This window comes from Oribacterium sp. HCP3S3_B9 (assembly GCF_052064255.1).
Lineage (GTDB): Bacteria > Bacillota > Clostridia > Lachnospirales > Lachnospiraceae > Oribacterium.
In genome coordinates this window covers 1-979 of record NZ_JBQHVY010000061.1, presented here as the reverse complement: position 1 = coordinate 979, position 979 = coordinate 1, and the positions used below count along the sequence as shown (strand labels likewise).

The 979-nt window shown below is 64.5% G+C and carries 1 protein-coding gene; it reads left to right on the top strand.

Annotation, left to right across the window (positions count from 1 at the left end; genetic code table 11):
- Window positions 1-302: 302 nt before the first annotated feature.
- A partial coding sequence (locus ACTNC3_RS11400; protein ID WP_441227504.1) for a tape measure protein occupies window positions 303-979 on the top strand: 677 nt, incomplete at its 3' end.

Below are 979 nucleotides of genomic sequence, written 5' to 3'. Positions count from 1 at the left end.
CCATCCAGCCTCATACCCGCCGCCGTCGTTGAGCGCCCTGCATGCCGCCCAACCTGCCATCAGCAACTGATTGTCTGTGATCTTTCCGACCTTGGCGCCGGTGACCGTGATCATCGTCCGGAACATGTCGGGGTCGGCTGGCTTGGTGGGGCTGGGCGTTGGGGTGGTTGTCACGGTCACGGTCTCGGCCGCAGGGGCTTGAGTCTCAGTCGCCGGGGGTGAGCAACCCACCGCGAGCAGAGGCAGCAACAGCAGTAGTGCACGACGCATGACACCAATCTACGCCGACAGGGGGTGACTCGATGGCTGATCGCAGCATCGTCGTCCGGCTGAGGGCCGAGGTCTCGGACTTCAACGCCCAGATCGGCAGCGCCTCCAAGTCGCTGTCGACCCTGATCGATGAGTCGAAGCAGTTCGACAAAAAAGCGACCACGACGATGGGGCAGATCGTCCAGTCGGCCAAGCTGCAGCGGGAGGCGTGGACGGGCACTGGGCAGGCGATGATCGCCGCTGGCGCGCCCGTGCTCGCGTTCAACGCGGCGATCGCCAAGACCGGCATCGAGTACAACACTTTGCAGCAGAAGTCGCGGGCAGCGATGCGCACCCTCATGGGTGGTGCCCGTGAGGCGAACGACCAGATGGACAAGCTGGACGAGTTCGCCCGCACCTCGCCGTTCTCCAAAGCGGTGTTTATCTCGGCCCAGCAGCAGATGCTCGGCTTCGGCATCGAGGCGCAGAAGGTCATCCCATACCTGTCGGCGATCAACGATGCGGTGGCGGCGACGGGCGGCTCGAACGAGGACATTTCCGAGCTGACGCGCATTTTCTCCCAGGTGAAGGCGGCGGCGAAGATCACCGCCACGGACCTGATGCAGTTCGGTCAGCGCGGTGCGGATGCTGCGACCCTGATCGGCTCCCAGATGGGCAAGACGGGTGCCGAGATCAGGGGCGAGATCACCAACGGCACGCTCGATGCTGG